The following is a 14,305-nucleotide window of genomic DNA, read 5'->3' as shown; positions in this document are numbered from 1 at the left end:
ACAAGACGGCTACCTTGGAGCCGCCAAACTCCTTATCGTTATGACGATTACGTTTACTCCAATTGAACTCCCTTTCAAAGTAGGTGCTACTGTTTATGTAAATCAGGAGCATGGTCAACGACGTCAGGATGAGAAAGGCCCCACCTACCCTTATTTCGAAGCTCAGATTGAGCGCATTTTCTTTGATGGTCGCCTGGAAGAAATGAGTGTCATCGACCAGCCGGTTGATGTTTACGAATTGAAAGTAGCTACTGCTGTATACGAACTAAAGCCAATCGGCAACTATTCGGACCTGGTAAAAATGCCGTTAAAACTGAAACTGCCCGTGAAAGAACCCAAGCTATTTGGCAGCGAACAGGAGCTACTGGATTATCTGAAATCGCTCGAACACATCGAGCAGCACGTAATTCCCACTAAGCCTGACCTGGAAGGCGAACCGTCTTGAACCAGTACTCCCGAATACTGATAACAACGTCTAGTAACTGGCTGTGCGTAGAGGGTTTTACAATCACCGATTGAGCCCCTAACTGGTAAGCTAGCGATATTTTGTCGACATCTTCAACACCAGTAAGCATAATTACTGGAATATCAGCCCATTGCCGATTAATCTTTAGGTTCATCAGAATTTCCAGCCCATCGGGATACGGCATATGCATATCCAGAAAAATCAAATGCGGTTTGGCTGCGGGGTCGGCCAGAACTTCCAGAAGAATCAGGCCATTGTAAAAAATGCGTAATCGACAATTAGGAATAATTTCATGGATGGCCATCTCAAACAGAATCGCATCCTCCTCATCATCGTCTACTAAATACACTACTCGACTGGGGTCACTTTTGGGTAGAGATGATGTTGTCATAAGTTGAGATTTCCAAAGTATGAATAATTAACTATTCATACATAACTAAAGTGGCCCCTGAACGTCCCTGATAAATTTAAATTTTACGCCAAAGCTATGACATTCTTAGCGATAGACCATATCAGAGACGGATAAATAGCCAGAAAGTAACTGATTGGTTTCCGCTACACGGTTCACAATAGGATAATACTCCCCTATTCGTTTATTGTAAACCGTGTAGCGGATTTTTTCCCTACTATGGGAATTTTGGGAACTTACTAAAATCGGGTTTACGCTTTTCCAAAAACGCGTCTTTCCCTTCTTTGGCCTCCTCCGACAGGTAATAGAGCAACGTGGCATCACCAGCCAACTGCTGTATACCGGCCTGCCCATCCAGCTCAGCATTGAACGACGCTTTCAGCATCCGAATGGCAATAGGGCTTTTTTCAAGGATTTTCCGGCACCAGCTAATTGTTACCTCCTCCAATTGCTCAAGGGGCACAACTTTGTTGACCAGCCCCATTTCCAGAGCCTCCTGAGCATCATACTGATCGCATAAATACCAGATTTCCCGGGCCTTTTTCTGACCGACCACCCGAGCCAGGAATGAAGCGCCAAAGCCTCCATCGAATGACCCTACTTTGGGGCCTGTTTGGCCAAAGCGGGCATTTTCGGCGGCAATCGACAAATCGCAGATTACGTGCAGTACGTGCCCACCGCCAATGGCATACCCTGCCACCATTGCAATGACAGGCTTTGGAATACGGCGGATTTGCATTTGCAGGTCCAATACGTTTAATCGTGGCACTTTGTCTTCCCCAACGTACCCGCCATGTCCGCGTACCGACTGATCACCACCTGAACAGAAGGCTTCGCCCCCTTCACCTGTCAAAATAATTACGCCAACCCGTTCGTCCTGCCGGGCAATCTCCATCGCTTCCGACATCTCCTTAACGGTCAATGGCGTAAAGGCGTTGCGCTTATGTGGTCGGTTGATACTGATTTTAGCAATCCCGTCGTAGTAGCTGAACAGGATTTCCTTGTATTCTTTAATGGGTTCCCAAGGGTAGTTACTCGTCATAAATTAAGAGTGAAAGAGTGAAAGAGTGAAAGAGCGATAGAGAAAATAAAGCCGGAATTCCGCACTAGCACTCTTTCGCTCTTTCACTCTTTCACTCATTAAATGAAACTTCATGATACTGCACATCCCACGTATGATCGGCCATCATACGAACCGTGGCGAGACAACGTTCAAAAGGAAATTTACGCCCCCACTCATTGGGAGCGACCATTGAGAGAAGGTCCGTACCGTTTTTACGCTGATAAAAATAATACGTATGGCCAACCACGGGTTCAAAACTCATTTGTGCTGCATAAATACGCTCGGATATTTCGACCCGATTCCGAATGGCCGTAGCCTGCTCAGCCAGCAACTGCATTTGTTTATACAGTTGACTGAGCTGCATGTCGGTTTGCTCACGCATGGCTGCAACAGCCCGCCCTGTAATTTTACCTTTGTCTTCAGGTCGAATGATGGCTCCGCCAACCGAGTGGGCATAAGCCAGCAATCCTGGTGATTCGGCAACTTTATCCGGTGAAATCGGATTGATAAAAACTTTCGCTTCTTCCATATTTGTTAATTGGGTAACCGCCCGGCAAACGTATTTGTTTGCTGTCGTTGAATGACAAAAAATAACGCATATTTACACCGATGAATCCGGTATAATGCCACAAAAGTACATCAAAACCGCTATGGATACTACGTTTCTGCCCTCAGATCAGCCAACAATGCACCGTCAGGATTTTTTCCGGCTGGTCGGAACCAGCATTGGCGCCATCGTACTGAAGCGCTGTATGATTGGCTGTAGCGATCAGGCTGATGGCACTCCTCCGCCCGCACCTACCCAAAAAGTTGATTTCACACTGCGACTGGACGATCGGGCCAACGAAAATCTGACCGTAAAGGGAGGCTATGTAATCAGCAATGGGGTGATCGTCGCCCAAACAAAAGATGGGCAGTATATAGCTGTATCGGCCAACTGTACGCATCAAAACACCCAACTGGTTTACAAATCCGTAGAGAATCAATTTTATTGCCCGTTACACCTCTCCCGCTTCGCTCCGAATGGCGATGTCATTGCAGGCCCGGCAGTCGTTCCGCTTACACAATACATTGTTGAGACCAACCTGACGGCAAAAACCATTCGAGTCCATAATTAAGTGATCCTATATCTGTGCGCAATCGTATTATTTATGGACTCCTACTGATCAGTGTCATAGGATTTGGACTGGCATCGCGATCTTTTTTGAGCAATATCTCATTCATTCGGAATTATGCAGGTGATGCGTTATGGGCATTGATGGTGTTTCTGGGCGTCGGACTCCTGTTCCGCCGATGGTCAACACGCATGATTACACTCATCGCCCTTTTGTTTTGTGTGTGCATAGAAATCAGTCAATTGTACCACGCCCCCTGGATCGACTACCTGCGATCAACCCGATTAGGCGGTCTGGTACTGGGTTTTGGCTTTCTCTGGAGTGATCTGATCTGTTATGCATTCGGCATTGCAGCCGGAGCTGTTACCGAATTCCTGCTACTTTCTACTTCAAGCCGATCTGATAACCCGGTACAGGCCGCGCACCCCTAACAGTCATTTTACACCATGCTTATTCTGTCACCCAACGTTTGGCCCCAGCCTGCTACGCCTTACGAATCTGAAGCACTGGATTTTTGTAAAGCCTGGCAAAGTGGGCAAACAGAATTTGTTCTCCATACATCGGGATCGACCGGAACGCCTAAACCGATTCGACTGACGCGGGCGCAGATGCAGGCCAGTGCCCACCTAACCGGGCAGACCCTTGGACTACAGGCAGGCGACCCAGCACTGGTTTGCCTGAATATTCGGTATGTAGCCGGTATTATGATGTTGGTCCGAGGCATGGAACTTGGTCTACCCATGACTATCCTTGAACCCTCCAGTAACCCACTAGAACACCTTGACCTGGCAACCTCCCATTTCGCTTTTACGGCCCTTGTCCCCCTGCAACTCCAGACAATTCTGGAAAAATCGCCCGATAAGCTTCCAATTCTGAATGGCATGAAGGCCATACTGGTAGGCGGTGCAGCTACCAGCCCGGCTTTGGAGAAGGCATTGCAAGTGATTTCAGCCCCTATTTTCGCCACCTATGGCATGACCGAAACGGTTTCTCACATTGCCCTCCGCCGACTGAATGGCCCGAGCGCATCGGATGTATTCACCGCGCTTAAGAGCGTGACCCTTGGCACCGACGAACGAGGTTGTTTACACATTACATCAGCCGCCACCAATTTTGTGCGGGTCCAGACCAACGACGTGGTTGAATTACTGGACAACCTGCATTTTCGTCTGCTGGGCCGGGCTGATACCATCATCAATTCAGGAGGGGTTAAACTACAACCCGAATTGATTGAGCAGCGAATCAATCAAGTACTAACCGACTACGGGCTCTCCTATCGGGTTTTCGTTGCTGGATTACCCGATGATCAATTGGGAAAGCGCGTAGTAGCCTTCGTTGAACAGGCTCATTCCACACCGCCCGAATTATTTTGGCGAGCCTGGGAAACAGCGCAGGCCGACATCCGTCAGCAGATCGGGAAATACGCCGTTCCCAAAGATGTCATTATTGTCCCTAATTTTGCCGAAACCCCTACGGGTAAACTTGACCGTCGGGCAACCGTCGCCACTTATCTTGACCAATCACCCTCCTGAGGGCTGGTTTTCTATCAACATGTATGTTTAAACACCTTCAGATTCGCTACCAGACCGCTCGTTCGTTACCAGCCCCATACGCCTATTTTTACACCCTCTCGGCCCGTCCGGTTGGCAGCAATGCCTTACAGATTGAGCTTGTCATTACCTATCCCGACCGCGACGACATTGACGACGATGAGTTACAGGCTGAGGGCTATACCCGCGATGACGATTTTAGCTGGAAAGGTCAGTTGCCCAAAACCTGGCTGGACACAGTGACAGCCCTGATTCGAAAAACCGAACTACAACCGCTGGAGGAGGATTCGCTGGAGGAGGATGACGACTTCTGGAATATGGCTATTGAAGCCAATGGTGCCCGGAAAGAAGGCCAGCCAAACAACATCGACGATTGGCACTATCTGATTCAGGAATTAATGCAGGCGACCTATGAAATTACAGGTCGCGAACGCCCTTTCGAACTAATCTACCTCGATCTCAACAGCCGACAGGGCGATATTGAAGTGTACCTGACAGGTTCCTTTGCTGAACGACAGGTAACGATCCGCAGCCTGGAGCAGCGACGTGAACGTTCGCGTACGTTTCCCTGGACCACTCTCCAGCAAATCATGAGTAAGGTGTACGCCCATGAGTTTTCACCAGATGATGCGCTGCTCAAACGTCCAAAACGGGACGGGCGATGGTTGAATCTGGGTGGTGAAGAGTGGTATGATATTCATGCGGTTCCCGCCTTGATTAAGCTCTTCAGCAACTTATAGATGGGTAGGTGGGCTAGAAGCAGGCTACCGAACCCAAACGTCAGTAGCCACCATTCCTTTCAGATGGTACCCCTGCTCCCGCGCCGACAAGTTAGCTACTGCAAGCACCCGCTGCCAATTGGCTAACTGTCGGGTCTGGATACCCGCCGTCAACCGAAAAAACCGGATCATTATCCAAAGAAGGGCTCGTTGCCATCCGACAGTGGTGGGTACAAAGTCGGTAACCAACCATAAGCCACCCGGTTTCAGCACACTGTATAGCCGGGGTACGAATGAGTCTTGTAGAAACGATTCCGAAAAAAGATCCAGTACAAATGGCGTCAGGATCACATCAAAACGCTCTTCATCGGTCAGACTGGTTTCATCCCCCAATCGAAACTCAACGCTACCCATTACCGACAGACGCACCATCCGCCGACTGGCTCGGGCGAGCATCTGGGCTGAGGCTTCCAGATAAACCACGCGCTTCGGCTTGCAACGCGTCAATACCTGCTGCAACAGCCAGCCCGTTCCACCACCGACGAGTAGTACCGTAGCCCCCGTCGGAATCCGATTCAGCCAGGTTAGCTGCGCCTGCTGTAGCTTTCGACCAAATACAAGGAAGGCGAGTAAATCGTAAATGGGTGCAACCGCATTGAAGTTTCCGCCAGCCTTGGGTTTGGTCTCCATCTGTATCTGATTATTTCAGTCGATTTTAGGTACTCCGCCTACCGAAACATATCCGTCTTATTTTTCCAGATCCTCGCCAAACGACAGGAAATCTTTGTACATCGCACATTCGCGAATCATTTCCTGGTTGAACGGGCTATTCGTGTGATTGTTGAAAAAGTCTTTGTAATACTGAGCATACTTCGTTTTGCGAAGGGCCAGCATGTTTTTCACAAAGGTTGAATCCTCCTCATACACATAGCCATTCCGAACCTGCTCGATGGACTTCTGTAACGAAAAAGCATTGGCTTCACACCGGGCCGCCATATAGGCCGAGCGATCGGCCAGAGCGGGCGTTTTAGCCGATTTGGCCGACTTTTCGAAATAGGTACGGGCCGTAGTCGTCGTGTAATAGTCCGTATGCATCAGTTCATCGAAACGTTTTTGTTTCTGTGTCGGATCGGTTGGCGTATCATAAACGGGTGGCTCTCCCCCACTCCAGAAAGACTTTGTTACAAGCCAGGCGTTACCGTACCAACTCATATTCCAGGCACCACACCCTAACAGATAGTAGAGTTCAGCCGCTTTATCGCCCGAAGCTGATTTCGCCTGCTGCTCAAGTTCAGCCATACGTCGGGCAAAAGTGACTGGGGTGTAGGGGTTTTCTTCTGACTCAGCGGGGAAGTTGACGCCTTTTCCTTGCAAACGGGGCATTTTTATGGCAAAGGGGTTATTCGTAAAGAACGTTGTGAAGGCATCGTTCTTCCACGTTTTCGGGTCTACTTTGGTAAATACGTCGGTAGCCTCGGCATAGTGATGTTCCATCATAAGTCGTCGGCCAAGGAGCAGATTCAGGTAGTCGCTGGTTAGGCCCGATAATTTTAACAGTCGCTTATCGAAATCGGTCAGGCTGGCTTGACTGGCATAGGCAAGCGTTTGTCGAACAGTAGTCGACGGCACCGAATCTTCAATAGCGATTGGGTCGGCAATGCTCGAAAAGTCCCCATTCCCCTTCGTTGTCAACATGGTTAACAGGTACGCTTTCGCCTGACTCGACCCATCGACATCGGGGGTTTTCGAACGCGTACAACTGGCGAACCAGCCCTGTTTAGTCTCTACTTTCTGCTGATAAATAGCAGCAAACTGTTTGCAGGTCGCCACAAACGCGTTGTTCAGCCGGAAGCTCTGGGTCGTATCGAACTCCTCCAGGTAACCAATTAGCTGATGCTCAACGTCGGGTGTCATGACTGATGTTTGAGCGGCCAGCAGCAGCATGCGTTGTAAGGCAATCTGTTTTTTCAGATTCGGATTGCTGGTCGGAAGTTGAGTCGCCTGATCCAAATGCGTTTGTGCCTCTTTGTAATCCTTCCCAATATAGTCCAGGTACGCAGTCGCGGTGTACCAGAATGCTCCGTCGCCAAGCGCTTTATTCTCAGCCGATTCAAGCGCAAACGCCCGAAGTTTATCGAAATAGGACACGGACTCGGCCCGACGGCCAACGAACCCAAGCGAATCTGGCTCAGAACTGTAAGTACTGTGCATGTACTCAGGCCCATCCATGAAAAAATAATACTCGTTCCGGTTGATTTCCCGCGCCATAATCAGTTCGACCAGTGGATTTTTGGGAGCCAGATGCACGAGTGCTTTGAGCAGTTCCAGCGCGTCCTGCCCCGGCTGAATGGCACACAATGCATAAACGGCAGCTCGTTCCCCATCTGTTTTGGCGTACTGTAGCGCTTCGTCGCGAAACGTGATTCCATATTTTCGCAGGCTTGTTTCGGCTGCCCTCCGTCGCGATGGGCAACGATCAAACACCTGAGCGAATTCATAAATCGCCCGCGATGTATCGCCCAATGCCAGCGTTGCCCCCGCCCTACGGCAGAGAGCCCAGTCGCTTATGAACGTTTTCTTTGGCAAAGGCTTTACTAGCCGATCGTACAACTGAGATGCCTGCTTATAATCGGCGCGTTCGCACGCCAGCTTAACCGCCTGAAATGCATACCGCTCTTTCAAAAAAGCATCGCTCGTCGTTTTATAAGCCGCTTTGGCTTCTTCCAGCAGTTGCGGCAATTGCGCACTATCGATCGGTGCAGCGTCTGTTGCCCAGGGGCTTGCCTGTCCATCATCGGCCGACCAGGCGAATTTCAGATAGGACACGGCCGGAGTTTTAGACGTTTCCAGTATCGAGGTCAGTTTCGTAACGGCACCGGGCTCTTCTTTGTAAAGTGCCTTGCTCACTTCGGTATCGGACAACTTTCCTCCGGCATACGAAGCCCAGGCCCGTACATTTTCGTCAATCACCAGGGTATCTTCATACGAAACACCCCATTCATTATCGGCATAGAGCTGGGGAGAAAACACAAACCCTCGGTCGCTCGGCAGCATGGTAGCCGATTCGGGCTGAAAAAAACTCATAAACTCATTTGGATCAAATGAGGGGCCGCAGGCAAAACCCAGCAGCACAGCTACAGACAAGGCAATTTTACGGAATCGGACGGAGGAGGGTTTGGATGGTTTCACGAGAATAGGCCGCTAAAACGGTAGAATCGAGGTGGTATAAAGCAAATGTAAGGGTCGGGTTTTTAATCTGCCGAAGAACCCGTTCTTTTTCCGTCAGCAGTACTTCGGAAGAAACAGCTTCCGTTCGGAACAGATCGCCCCGACGGATGGAAAATCCAAAAGCGGATGTATCGCGGTTTGCCACAAAACGAACGCTGTCTGGCTGGGCTGTCAGAAACGGGCTGTTTGCCAGCTTCTCTCGATCCAGGTTAGTTAAAAACGTCAGAAAACGCCCGTTTCGATACACGACCGTCCAGCGAAACAACGGCAATACCAGATCGAGGGGTAACGGATAGGTTTTTACGAACGACAGGTACTGGTTGGCCACGTCGGCATCATAGATGGAGTTTCGCGTATCGGCCCGTTTCCAGTCGGCCACGTTGTAAAGCATGAGCATGCCACGGCTTACGGGCGGTATACCCGTTTGGTCGGTGTATTTGATCTGATGCAGGCGAATGGTTACCGACAATGGGCAACGTAGCTGAGTCGATAACAGATTCAGAAGTCGGAAATACCGATCGCGGGTGCGCGTACTCCAGTCACAATCGAACTGTACTTCCCGAAAAGTAATGTCTTGCTGCTGACCGATCCGCAGGACGGTTTCCGAAATATGCGTAGCCAGTTCTGACAACCCCTCCGACGTCAGGTTTAACAGTGTCCGATTGGTGATGAACAGGACCGGCACGATATTACCCTCCGGCTTTTGCTGAAATCGAATCACTGCCTTAGGAATAGCCTGGTGGGTTTTCGGGTCCCAATCCACATCGAATAGATGCAGATAAACCTTCTTAACCGGCATTTTTTGTAGCAATTCTAGCTCCGACGCTGTCGGGTTATAGCTCGATTTCCAGTGGTAAAAAGCGGGAGTGAGTTGTTTGGGGGAATCGGTCGGTTGGCAGGAAAGCAGAAACAAACTTATCGCAGTCAGGCGAAATATATTTATAAAAAACCGTTCCCGTTTACCCATTTGGCGTAGCTATGCAATCATCAATAGAACACAGATTATTATGCTTGATAAAGATCTGTGTTAATCATAACAATCATGATACTCCGTGTTCTATTACAACTTATCGATACAATTTAGATGGATTTTTGAGATTGTTGATCCATTGCCGAACTTCCGCCAATGTACCGATCATGGCGCCAGGCTGGCCTTTTACCCACCCTTGATTGGCCTCGGCATCCAGCGTTACTTCACAGGATAGTAAACCTGGATAGAGCCGAAGGTGCATCGTAACAGTCGAGGGGCCAATCCATTTCACATCATCGCCCGACCAAAGATAATCTAGATTAAACAACGTTACATCGTCACTCAGGCGTATCAAGTACGGCTGATCAATCCAGTGGCTCATACGGATTTCATTACTGGCAAAACTTACTTTGTAGCATTGATCGGGAGAAAAAAACTCGTCCATTAGTAGTTGTGTTTGTTGGCGGCAAAAATAGGTGGGCCTTTGTGGTGTTATCCATATCCATTTAGTATCTGGCCATTCTGCCTGAATAGTTGGGGCAGAAAACCAAACTGTTTACACCTAAGCCTACCTGTCGACCAACACGCTACTTAATTAAACGGACTATCAGATCTGTTATCGGATCAAAGGCAGGGCAACGACAAAATCGGTTGCCGTTTCCTCTACCGTTGGGGTCTTTTGCCCCAGAAGCTGGTATTTCGACAGAATATTTAATAACCCTTTCTGGGTTGAATTGACCCGGCTTGCCGATTTCCGCTGAAGTGTATTGCTTACCTGTAGCCAGCCCTCCTCGTTAGTAGTCAATCGAATCAACAGAGGCCGATCTGCCGAAACGATGTTATGCTTTACCGCATTTTCGAGCAGCAACTGAAGGGTCAAAGGCGGAAGCTTATACTGCAAAAAATGCTCATCGACGGCTGTATTCAGGTTTATTCCAGCCCCATACCGGGTTTTGAGCAAGTGATAATACGACTCCACAAAGCCCAGTTCGGTTTGCAGTGTAGTTAGTTCACTACCATTATTACGCAGCAGGTACCGATACACACTCGACATTTCATCGACAAAGCGTTCTGCCTGTGGTGGATCATCGGCAATCAGCGACGACAGGGTATTGAGGCTATTGAATAAGAAATGTGGATTAAGCTGGGATTGTAAGGCCATCATCTGCACCGCCGACATTTGCTGGTGGAGCTTTTCGGTTATCAGTTCTGATTCCAGCCGTTGTCGTTGTAGTTGTTCGCGTTCGCGGGCCAATCGCTGCTCCACGATGGCACTTTTTATTGCCGCCCTCCGCTGCCGATAGCCCAAAATCAACGTAAAGCAGATCAACTCGGCCAGTATACCAAACTCGAAGTAGGTAAGTGGCGCATCCAGAAATGAATCCGGCGTTTTCATTTTGAGCCCTACTGCTGTCAGCAGCATCGAAGCAGCCCCGCCAGCCAGAATAAACCCGGAGCCAAGTGCTACGTATTTCGGTACGACGCCATTCAGTCGACTGATCCGCCAGACGCCATAGCCTGCCAGACCAATCATGAATAGCCGCATCAGTGTATGAGCCGTGTCGTACAGAGTCGGATACCATTCCTCAACGACAAAGCAAAGCAATGCCATTAGCACCACATAGGCCAGAATGAGGCCTTTTGCAGCCGTAAACCACCGAAACAATCCCGGCAATCGGTCCCGTATCTGAATCAGGGCGTTCGCAAAATCGAAGTAGACAAAATAGGCAAACATGGGCGCAGCAACCCGAACAAAATACCAGGTACTATTCGATACGTAGTGATAAATCTCAGCCACCCGTAAACTAAAATACACCAACCAGGCCAGCATATACAGCGTGTAAAGGCCATAGAGACGCTCGCGGTAAATGCCCCACTGCACGATGTTCAGCAATAAAATCGAGCTGACCATACCCGTAAACAGCAGATTCCAGGTGGTAAACGTCATGAAGTACGATCTCAGTTAGGTAAAAGGGCTTAAAATGGCCATTTTCGGCAAAATTCGTCAACCTCTTACCGGATGAACCGGAAGTTCCTGCGTATGAAACGTCATAAAGCAGGTTTGAACTTGAATTCGGTTATTAAACAATCATCAGGCAAATGTATCACCAGAATTTCCATTCAACCTAACGTCTTTCCTCCCGTGGGCGACATTAAAAAAGGGCTTTCAGATGCCAGGCAGCCTGAAAACCCTTTTTTCTGAGCACTGGTTCGTGGCGTTCAGTGCCCAAACCGGATAATTCGTCTCACGCGGTTTTGAGGACCTGCCCTCACACCAAGGACTGCCTTCGTGACGTCTGGTTCTCAAACCAGACGCGGGCGGTTTCTCAAAACCGAACGAGTTGGTTCAGGCGGTTTTGAGGACCTGCCCTCACACTGAGGGCAGTGGCAAAACGCAGTGTTCTGGCTTTCGCAATCAACCTCAGCAAACGGCTAAGCGCCTGCTTTAATAGCAACTGTTTTTTTGCTCTCTGGTTTCACCACGATCTCTTTCCCAAGCACGTGAAGCGTTATTGGCCCGGCAGAAAAATTTTGTACCGTCACATCGGCCTGTGTGGTCGTCACCTCCAGCAACGCTTCGCGGAATCGAATCTTAAACGAGAAAGCGGCCCAATTATCGGGACAATACGGGTTCAATACCAATTGCTGCTTTTCGACCCGTAACCCACCGAATCCTTTCACCACAGCCAGCCAGGTTCCGGCCATACTCGTAATGTGGCAGCCATCTTCCGTATCATTATTGTAATCGTCCAGGTCGAGTCGGGCGGTGCGCAGGTACATTTCGTACGCTTTATCTTTCATCCCCAACTTTGCAGCCAGAATGCTATGAACGCAGGGCGAAAGCGACGATTCATGCACCGTCATGGGTTCGTAAAACTCGAAATTGCGTCGGAGGGTATCCGTATCGAATTCATCTTCAAAGAAGTAAATCCCCTGCAACACATCGGCCTGTTTGATGAAACACGACCGCAGAATCCGGTCCCACGACCAGTTCTGGTTGATCGGCCGCTGCCCTTTCGGAATATCCGTAACGGGCATCAGATCTTTATCCAAAAATCCTTCCTGTTGCAAGAACACACCCATTGCTTCATCAGAAGGCAGGTACATCTTATCGATGATTTGCCGGGCGGTTGCCAGTTCTTTCTCTTCACGGAAATGAATCCGGTCGATTAGCTCGGCATATTTCGCAGGGTCCAACTTTTTTACTTTGGCAACCGATTCGGAGGTGTACCGGAGCGTCCAGGCGGCAATGTAGTTGGTGTACCAGTTGTTGTTGACGTTGTTTTCGTATTCGTTCGGTCCCGTTACGCCCAGCATCACGTATTTTTCTTTAGCCTTCGACCAGTTGACGCGCTGGCTCCAGAACCGGCTGATAGCAATCAGGACTTCCAGCCCATACTCAACCAGATACTGCTCATCGCCCGTGTACCGAACATAGTCGTAGATGGCGTAGGCAATGGCTCCGTTCCGGTGTATTTCCTCGAACGTAATCTCCCATTCATTATGGCACTCTTCACCATTCATGGTCACCATCGGGTACAGCGCTGCCCCCGCCCGAAACCCTAGTTTCTGGGCATTTTCGATGGCTTTCCCCAATTGCTTATACCGATAGACGAGTAGATTTCTGGCCACTTTCTGATCGGCGGTGGCGAGGTAGAAGGGTAAACAGTACGCTTCGGTATCCCAATAGGTGGAGCCTCCGTATTTTTCCCCCGTGAAACCTTTGGGGCCAATATTGAGCCGTTCATCTTCGCCGGTGTAGGTCTGATTCAACTGAAAAATATTGAACCGGATGCCTTGCTGAGCAGCAATATCGCCTTCAATAACGATATCAGCCATTTTCCACTTATCGGCCCAGGCCTGCTTTTGCTCAAACAGCATTTTATCGAAGCCCTTGCGCGTAACCCGTTGGATATACTGCCGGGCGTCTTTAAGAATCGTATCCGAATCGTAGTTCAGCGACGATAGGTTGACGCCATATTTATAAATGACCGTTTCCTGCCCCTGCCGACAGTCGAGGGTGATCCGGTTGGCTACGTACTTTTCATACTTGATCGGCTGCGACTGATAATCAACCCGTACGCCGTCCTGCTCAATCTCGACGCACATACCCGTAGCCACATGAAAGCCTGTTTTGCGCGTTCGTAGTTCGATGTAGGCTTCGCCATAGCCTGTTTCCTTGCGGACCTCATCCCAAAAGGTTTCGTCGTAATTGGCGTCGCGGTTGCGGATATCGCCGTCGATATAGGGAGTTATGGTGATTTTGGCGTCGAAGTTCAACGGTTTTATGGCATACCGAATGGCGCCCGATTCATCGTCCACGATGGAACAGAATCGCTTGGCCACAACCTGTAGTTCCTTACCACTTTTCAGCCGGGCGATAAACGAACGTTCCAGGAAACCTTCCTGCATATTCAGCACCCGCCGGAAATCGCGGACCTCGCAATGAGCCAGATCAAGGGTTTCGTACTCAATATCGACGTCGATGCCAATCCAGTTAGCCGCGTTCAGGACTTTAGCAAAGTATTCGGGGTAGCCGTTTTTCCACCAGCCTACGCGGGTTTTATCAGGATAATATACCCCGGCTACATAATTACCCTGCAAGGTTTTCCCGGTAAATTTCTCTTCAAAGTTGCCCCGCTGCCCTAAACGACCATTCCCGATCGACATCAGGCTCTCGGTTATTTCGTTATAGTCACGGTGAAAACTCTCTTCAACAATGTTCCAGGGGTCTTGGGTCAAATAGTGTTTCATTCAAATCATAGGTTATAAACAAGCCCATTG

14 protein-coding genes are annotated in these 14,305 nt (G+C 49.4%); 5 read left to right on the top strand and 9 right to left on the bottom strand.

Features of this window, described 5'->3' with window-relative positions; genetic code table 11:
• Positions 1–40 precede the first annotated feature (40 nt).
• The gene (locus BGO59_RS10070) at positions 41–445 is read left to right on the top strand and encodes a hypothetical protein (RefSeq protein ID WP_293683493.1); all 405 of its coding nucleotides are present in this window, start codon (positions 41–43) and stop codon (positions 443–445) included.
• On the opposite strand, the gene BGO59_RS10065 is transcribed toward BGO59_RS10070, so the two are convergent.
• From BGO59_RS10065 to BGO59_RS10055, 3 genes are all read right to left on the bottom strand, one after another.
• A complete protein-coding gene (locus tag BGO59_RS10065) occupies positions 414–857 on the bottom strand; it encodes a response regulator (protein WP_293683492.1) in 444 nt (147 codons plus the stop codon). The two genes, BGO59_RS10070 and BGO59_RS10065, sit on opposite strands and share 32 nt — an antisense overlap.
• 235 nt (positions 858–1,092) lie before the next feature.
• A complete protein-coding gene (gene menB / locus BGO59_RS10060; RefSeq protein ID WP_080056263.1) occupies positions 1,093–1,917 on the bottom strand; it encodes a 1,4-dihydroxy-2-naphthoyl-CoA synthase in 825 nt (274 codons plus the stop codon).
• 91 nt (positions 1,918–2,008) lie between these two features.
• A complete protein-coding gene (locus BGO59_RS10055; protein ID WP_293683491.1) occupies positions 2,009–2,467 on the bottom strand; it encodes a DUF2452 domain-containing protein in 459 nt (152 codons plus the stop codon).
• 121 nt (positions 2,468–2,588) lie between these two features.
• Between BGO59_RS10055 and BGO59_RS10050 the strand changes: the two genes are divergently transcribed.
• The 4 genes from BGO59_RS10050 (at position 2,589) to BGO59_RS10035 (ending at position 5,343) form a co-directional block, all read left to right on the top strand.
• Positions 2,589–3,056: a ubiquinol-cytochrome c reductase iron-sulfur subunit gene (locus BGO59_RS10050; protein WP_293683490.1), complete on the top strand. Its 468-nt coding sequence runs from the start codon at positions 2,589–2,591 to the stop codon at positions 3,054–3,056.
• An 86-nt stretch (positions 3,057–3,142) separates the two neighbouring features.
• On the top strand, positions 3,143–3,484 hold the full coding sequence (locus tag BGO59_RS10045; RefSeq protein ID WP_293683489.1) for a DUF2809 domain-containing protein: 342 nt from the start codon (positions 3,143–3,145) through the stop codon (positions 3,482–3,484).
• A gap of 15 nt (positions 3,485–3,499) precedes the next feature.
• Positions 3,500–4,585, top strand: a complete 1,086-nt coding sequence (locus BGO59_RS10040; protein WP_293683488.1) for an AMP-binding protein — start codon at positions 3,500–3,502, stop codon at positions 4,583–4,585.
• Positions 4,586–4,608: 23 nt separating this feature from the next.
• Positions 4,609–5,343, top strand: coding sequence for a hypothetical protein (locus BGO59_RS10035; RefSeq protein ID WP_293683487.1), 735 nt, complete (start codon positions 4,609–4,611; stop codon positions 5,341–5,343).
• Positions 5,344–5,367: 24 nt separating this feature from the next.
• Here BGO59_RS10035 and BGO59_RS10030 read toward each other — a convergent pair whose 3' ends face one another.
• The 6 genes from BGO59_RS10030 to BGO59_RS10005 all read right to left on the bottom strand — a co-directional run bounded on the left by BGO59_RS10030 (position 5,368) and on the right by BGO59_RS10005 (position 14,275).
• Positions 5,368–6,012 (bottom strand): class I SAM-dependent methyltransferase, encoded by a 645-nt coding sequence (locus BGO59_RS10030; protein ID WP_293683486.1) that lies wholly within the window; start codon positions 6,010–6,012, stop codon positions 5,368–5,370.
• A gap of 57 nt (positions 6,013–6,069) precedes the next feature.
• On the bottom strand, positions 6,070–8,511 hold the full coding sequence (locus tag BGO59_RS10025; RefSeq protein ID WP_293683485.1) for a hypothetical protein: 2,442 nt from the start codon (positions 8,509–8,511) through the stop codon (positions 6,070–6,072).
• On the bottom strand, positions 8,474–9,517 hold the full coding sequence (locus BGO59_RS10020) for a hypothetical protein (protein WP_293683484.1): 1,044 nt from the start codon (positions 9,515–9,517) through the stop codon (positions 8,474–8,476). Before BGO59_RS10020 ends, BGO59_RS10025 begins: the two co-directional genes overlap by 38 nt.
• Before the next feature lie 100 nt (positions 9,518–9,617).
• Positions 9,618–9,965: a hypothetical protein gene (locus BGO59_RS10015; protein WP_293683483.1), complete on the bottom strand. Its 348-nt coding sequence runs from the start codon at positions 9,963–9,965 to the stop codon at positions 9,618–9,620.
• A gap of 171 nt (positions 9,966–10,136) precedes the next feature.
• Complete coding sequence (locus BGO59_RS10010) at positions 10,137–11,468, bottom strand: sensor histidine kinase (protein WP_293683482.1); 1,332 nt, start codon at positions 11,466–11,468, stop codon at positions 10,137–10,139.
• Positions 11,469–11,953: 485 nt separating this feature from the next.
• Positions 11,954–14,275 (bottom strand): glycoside hydrolase family 65 protein, encoded by a 2,322-nt coding sequence (locus BGO59_RS10005; RefSeq protein WP_293683481.1) that lies wholly within the window; start codon positions 14,273–14,275, stop codon positions 11,954–11,956.
• Between the last annotated feature and the right edge of the window lie 30 nt (positions 14,276–14,305).

Source organism: Spirosoma sp. 48-14 (assembly GCF_001898575.1).
In the GTDB taxonomy this organism is placed as follows: domain Bacteria; phylum Bacteroidota; class Bacteroidia; order Cytophagales; family Spirosomataceae; genus Spirosoma.
This window is presented reverse-complemented; position numbering and strand designations above follow the sequence as displayed.

Excerpts from the sequence above, each read along its gene's own strand:
- BGO59_RS10035 (WP_293683487.1), top strand. The coding sequence starts at position 4,609 with ATGTTTAAACACCTTCAGATTCGCTACCAGACCGCTCGTTCGTTACCA.
- menB (WP_080056263.1), bottom strand. The coding sequence starts at position 1,917 with ATGACGAGTAACTACCCTTGGGAACCCATTAAAGAATACAAGGAAATC.
- BGO59_RS10065 (WP_293683492.1), bottom strand. The coding sequence starts at position 857 with ATGACAACATCATCTCTACCCAAAAGTGACCCCAGTCGAGTAGTGTAT.
- BGO59_RS10030 (WP_293683486.1), bottom strand. The coding sequence starts at position 6,012 with ATGGAGACCAAACCCAAGGCTGGCGGAAACTTCAATGCGGTTGCACCC.
- BGO59_RS10010 (WP_293683482.1), bottom strand. The coding sequence starts at position 11,468 with ATGACGTTTACCACCTGGAATCTGCTGTTTACGGGTATGGTCAGCTCG.
- BGO59_RS10055 (WP_293683491.1), bottom strand. The coding sequence starts at position 2,467 with ATGGAAGAAGCGAAAGTTTTTATCAATCCGATTTCACCGGATAAAGTT.
- BGO59_RS10020 (WP_293683484.1), bottom strand. The coding sequence starts at position 9,517 with ATGGGTAAACGGGAACGGTTTTTTATAAATATATTTCGCCTGACTGCG.
- BGO59_RS10050 (WP_293683490.1), top strand. The coding sequence starts at position 2,589 with ATGGATACTACGTTTCTGCCCTCAGATCAGCCAACAATGCACCGTCAG.
- BGO59_RS10015 (WP_293683483.1), bottom strand. The coding sequence starts at position 9,965 with ATGGACGAGTTTTTTTCTCCCGATCAATGCTACAAAGTAAGTTTTGCC.
- BGO59_RS10070 (WP_293683493.1), top strand. The coding sequence starts at position 41 with ATGACGATTACGTTTACTCCAATTGAACTCCCTTTCAAAGTAGGTGCT.
- BGO59_RS10005 (WP_293683481.1), bottom strand. The coding sequence starts at position 14,275 with ATGAAACACTATTTGACCCAAGACCCCTGGAACATTGTTGAAGAGAGT.
- BGO59_RS10040 (WP_293683488.1), top strand. The coding sequence starts at position 3,500 with ATGCTTATTCTGTCACCCAACGTTTGGCCCCAGCCTGCTACGCCTTAC.